5 protein-coding genes are annotated in these 5,135 nt (G+C 43.5%); 2 read left to right on the top strand and 3 right to left on the bottom strand.

All coding sequences use genetic code 11. The features are described 5' to 3' along the window. The first annotated feature begins 211 nt into the window (after positions 1-211). Together D7V20_RS18490 and D7V20_RS18495 are read left to right on the top strand one after the other, a co-directional pair. Entirely contained in the window at positions 212-598 is a 387-nt protein-coding gene (locus D7V20_RS18490) for a diacylglycerol kinase (RefSeq protein WP_005404852.1), read from the top strand. 39 nt (positions 599-637) lie between these two features. Then, complete coding sequence (locus tag D7V20_RS18495) at positions 638-1,348, top strand: phosphatase PAP2 family protein (RefSeq protein WP_120385344.1); 711 nt, start codon at positions 638-640, stop codon at positions 1,346-1,348. A gap of 27 nt (positions 1,349-1,375) precedes the next feature. Here the strand turns inward: D7V20_RS18495 and D7V20_RS18500 are convergent, their stop codons facing one another. Genes D7V20_RS18500 through D7V20_RS18510 form a run of 3 tightly spaced genes read right to left on the bottom strand, consistent with a single transcriptional unit; the run spans position 1,376 to position 5,050 of the window. Continuing rightward, a complete protein-coding gene (locus D7V20_RS18500; protein WP_120385345.1) occupies positions 1,376-2,695 on the bottom strand; it encodes a sensor histidine kinase in 1,320 nt (439 codons plus the stop codon). A gap of 5 nt (positions 2,696-2,700) precedes the next feature. Continuing rightward, entirely contained in the window at positions 2,701-3,372 is a 672-nt protein-coding gene (locus D7V20_RS18505) for a response regulator transcription factor (protein ID WP_005246441.1), read from the bottom strand. A gap of 1 nt (position 3,373) precedes the next feature. Continuing rightward, on the bottom strand, positions 3,374-5,050 hold the full coding sequence (locus tag D7V20_RS18510; protein WP_000916208.1) for a phosphoethanolamine transferase: 1,677 nt from the start codon (positions 5,048-5,050) through the stop codon (positions 3,374-3,376). Positions 5,051-5,135: the final 85 nt, after the last annotated feature.

Here is a 5,135-nt window from a genome sequence, read left to right on the forward strand (position 1 = left end):
ATAAATAAACAGCTTTTTTACACAAACATTCAAAAGGTGAATTCTCCCCAATCCATTCAAATTAATTTTTTTATATGAAAGCTGATTGAAATACACATCTAGATCATAAATCTGATTAGATAAATGCGGATCAAATCGACATCCATTTTTAAGAGAGTTTTAAGGTTAAGAACTTAAATTAATCAAATTTCGTCTTAACTGAATCATTTCTATGTCCCCTGATCGTTCACTTTATAAAGGCACTTCCGGAATACAACGTATTTTCAATGCTACCCGTTATTCCATGGCTGGTTTGAAAACCGCCTTTCAAAATGAGGCCGCCTTCCGGCAGATCCTGCTGATTAATCTTATTTTGATTCCTCTAAGCTTTTGGATGCCAGTTAGCCGAGTTGAGCAAGCGCTCATGGTCGCCGTGTGCCTGTTGGCGCTGATCATTGAACTGATTAACTCAGCGATAGAGGCAGTGGTAGATCGTATTTCCATGGAACGGCATGAACTGTCTAAAAATGCCAAGGATATGGGCAGTGCGGCTCAGTTTGTAGCACTTAGTTTAATTGCCCTGACCTGGGGCATCATTTTGGCTGGTCATTTGATTTGACCTCTGCTCTTGCTACTGCCTGAAATGGACAACTTAAAAATGATCACTGACCGTTCCCGGTTTTTACTGACCCAAACTTTACTTTTGATCTTCAGTTTTTTGATTCTTCTCAACTTCTTTGACATTGGAGGAGTGCTGGACTTACAGCTCATCTATCCCTTTATCGATGATCATGGTCAATTTCCACTTCGAAAACAATGGGCACTGGCAGAACTCAATCATCGCTATGTGAAAGACCTGCTGATTCTGGTGTATATCACATTATTACTGGCCTGGTTGGCATCACTAAAATGGCAGAACTGGCATACGCGGCGCTGGGAATTTGGCTATTTTTTTAGCATGGTGGTGCTGACCACGGCCTCGATCGGAATTTTAAAATCTCAGTCGGCCCATGCCTGTCCCTGGGATATGACCATACCTACCCATAACGGGATTTTGTGGGATTTTAGTGCTACTGCGGGCCACTGTTTTCCTGGAGGGCATGCATCTAGTGGTTTTGCGTTGATGGCTGGTTATTTTGTTTATCGCATTTCTAACCGCAAGCGTGCTTATTTTCTTCTGATCGCTGCAGTAATTTTAGGGTTGACCATGGGCTGGGCACAAATGATGCGCGGAGCACATTTCCTGAGTCATAATTTATGGACTGGCTGGATTATCTGGTGCATGAATGTCATTGGCTATACGCTGTTTAGCCATAAACTACCCATAGAAAAGACCACTCCTATACTCTCTAGTATCAGGCAACCTTAACTCCAAAAAAACCAGAAGCTTATTCGCTTAGGCTTCGATTAAAGGAAGCTTGACCTGTACACAAAGGCCACTCAGATTGGTACTTCGCGAAAATTCTAGTGTTCCACCCAAGCGCTCGGTGGCTTTATCTACAATGGATAAACCCAAACCGCTGCCAATTTCTGCATGGTTATGTATCCGGTAGAAGCGTTGCCGGATCTGATTGAATTGAGCAGGATCTATCCCTGCCCCACTGTCTTCAATTTGTAAAACCGCCTGCCGTCCTTGCTGGAAAATAGATACATTAATCACGCCATCCTTCGGACTATATTTAATTGCATTATCAATTAAATTATAAATAATCGAGTGCAAGGCCGAAGCTTGGCCCTGAATCAACAGTTCCTGCTGCTGTTCTACGCCCAAATCAATGTCTTTCTGTAGCGCCAATTGAATTAGTTCTTCGATACAGGTGACTGTCATTTGATTCAGTGATAGCAATTGAACAGGTTCGCTTAAACCTTCGGTCACATCCTGTTTGGCCAGACTCAATAACTGGTTGACCAGATGCTGCATACGCAAAATGCCTTGACTCAAATTATGGATAGACTCGCTTTGAGGGAACTGCTGTAGCAAAATTTGCAGCTGTAAGTTTAGTGCTGTCAGTGGCGTGCGTAATTCATGGGCAGAATCTGCTACAAATTGACGTTGTTCCTGTTGGGCCAGAGAAATGCGGCCAAACAAATAATTCATTTCCTGAATGGTCGGTTCCAGCTCCAAGGGATAATCTTTCATTGCAATTGGCTTTAAGTCTTGTGCCTTGCGGCTGGCCAATTCAGTTTTAAAATCATTGAGCGGCTGAAAATTTTTCCGGATCATCCAGCCTAAGCCAAATACTGCAAAAGGCAAGAAAAGCACATAAGGAAGAAACATATTGGCTGCCAGCTCCAGCGCCAGTTCCTGCCGGACATTTTGCTGCTGGCTCACCTGAATCTGTAATTGCTTACCAGGAATAATATAAGTTAACCAGGTTCCATACGGCGTTTGATGCTTGTAGAAACCTGCTTTCCTGACCGGCGCCACCAGAACATCCTGCAGATGCAAGGAAGTGGCTGTATCTGTATAGGACCAGATATCTACAAATAAATCTTCTTCACTGTATTGTTTTGCCAGATCGATTTGACTTTGCAGGGGCTGCGGATGATTTTCTGAAATGCGCTCTGCCAGGCTTTGCATCTGTTTATCCAGTACTTCATTAATTTCTTCGAGCGCAATCCGGTATGCAGCAAAGATCAGCACACAGCCCAGCACCACGCTAAACAGTGAAATATAAATAACTAGACGTTTTTGCAAGGAATAACGTTTCTGCATGGCGCTCATCCTAAGCGATACCCTAGCCCACGTATGGTACGTATGAAGTCTTTTCCTAGTTTTGCCCGCAGATGATGGATATAAACTTCTACCGTATTACTGCTTACATCACTATCAAAATCATAAAGCTTGTCTTCTAAATCGTTTTTAGAAAAAATTTTGCTAGGATGCATGAGGAGTGCAGTGAGAATAGACCATTCCCGATTAGATAACTCGATCGGTTCATCATTAAAGCATGCAATGTGCTGTTCCAGGTCCAGTTCCAGCCCACTGTGTGATAATTTCTTATTTATATCTGTCACAGTATTTTTTAAACCACTACGGCGTATTAAGGCATGAATACGGGCCAGTAGCTCGTCAAATTCATAGGGTTTAATCAAGTAATCATCTGCTCCCTGATTCAGCCCATCTACCCGATTTTGTAACTGATCCCGGGCAGAGATAATCAGCACCGGTAAATTCGGAAACTTCTGCCGGATATTTTTTAGCACCAGCATGCCATCCATCATCGGCAAGCCTAAATCGAGCAGGACAATATCGTAGACCTGCTGCTGTAACTGTTTTAAACCCTCAATCCCATTATTGACCCAATGCACATCAAACTGATGCAGCTTGAGCAATGTTTCAGTCGACTCGGCAATCATAAAGTCATCTTCAATAATCAGTATTTTATGCATTTCAAGCTCTATTCTTTAATGATGGTGAGCATTGTGCAAGCATATCATTTTTAGCTTCAGTCACTTGCGTTTTTATATCCAGTAAACTTAATAAGCTGGGGAAAAGATGATCCTGACTACGGGCCTGTTCGGTCTGTCCTTTGAGACAGCTGACCTGCTGGGTATTCTGCTGCTTCCAGGCATCGGAGAACCACATCAGCATCGGGACATGGGTTTGCTGGGTCGGTGCCATGCTATAAGGAGCACCATGCAGGTATAAACCATGCTCTCCGGTGGATTCTCCATGATCAGACAGGTACCAGAAACCGGTCTGATATTGAGTCTGCTGCTTTAAAGTTTCAATGATCTGGGCAAGAACATGGTCTGTATATACAATCGAATTATCATAGCTATTCTTTAATTCTTCTGTACTACAGCCCTGAATAGCATTGGTATTACAGGTCGGTTGAAATGGCTGATATGGCGCTTTGGAACGCTTGTAATATGCGGGGCCATGACTACCCATCTGATGCAGTACAATTAATTGTGGTTTCGGGTTGTTTTTATCCAGATGTGCCAGATAATCTTTCAGGCTATCCACCAGGATTTCATCAAAACATTCACCACCGGCATCACACCACTTCTGTTTCAGTTGTGCCGGAATCTGGTATTTTTGTACCCGGTCACAGGCACCTTTACAGCCCGAATTATTATCAATCCAGGTCACCTGATACCCGGCGCGCTGAGCAATATCCAGTAAACCTTCTCGGTGGCTGGCTAACTGTTCATCATAGGTTTCACGTGACATGCCCGAAAACATACAAGGGACTGAAACAGCTGTGGCAGTTCCACAAGAGCTGACCTGATTGAAATTAATTACTGGTAACTTGCTCAGTTCAGGATTGGTATTGCGCGCATAGCCATTTAAAGCGAAACTCTCGGCACGTGCAGTTTCTCCCACTACCAGCACCATCAATTTGGGTTGTTTCTGTATTTGAGCCTGCTGCAGCAGATGGGCATCTTCACCATAAGGAATCAAAGGCAAATTCGCTTTAGGTGCTTTCTTTTTATAGTAGGATACGGTGGATGCAATGCTATTTTGTGGGGAAATCATGCCCTTCAGATCGCGGTGCTCGCGGAAGATGGCTGCATAATCGACATAAAAACAGAATAACAGTCCTAGAATCAATACGGCCGAAAGCAGACTGCTAAGGCTTTTATGCAACAATTGACGCCCGAAAGATGCAGGCTGAATGTTCAGCATCCAGATGATACACAAAGGAAAAATCACAAAGACCAGCGTCCAGATCACCAGCCGTATTGACCAGAGATCACGGACTTCCCGAGCATCGGTCTGCAGCATATTCTGGATCTGGTCCGGCGTAATAACAACCCCCAGACTATTGACAAAATAAGCACTAAAACCGCCCAGAATGATCAGCACACTGGCCAGTATCTTGGCATTCCATTTCCAGTTCAGCCACTGCAAGACCAGATTGTACAAGCCGATAACTACCAGGACTGTAGCCGCCAATAATGCGCCTGCCTTGAGGTTGGTATAAGGCGTCAATTGATGGATTTTCTGATAGAAAGCAAAGTTTAAGACCAGTCCCAGCCAAATGGCGAGTAACAGGTTGAAGCGTGCAAGGCTGATGGGTTTGATCTGGCGTAGACCGGGAAAAGAAGGCAGCTTAAGCATTTTTTTAGTTCAAAGACTTTAATATGCTTTAGCCTAAAATTTGAATCTTAAAAATGACTTAAAATAATCTGAGAACTACAAAAAC

The sequence above is a fragment of the Acinetobacter rongchengensis genome (assembly GCF_003611475.1).
Lineage (GTDB): Bacteria > Pseudomonadota > Gammaproteobacteria > Pseudomonadales > Moraxellaceae > Acinetobacter > Acinetobacter rongchengensis.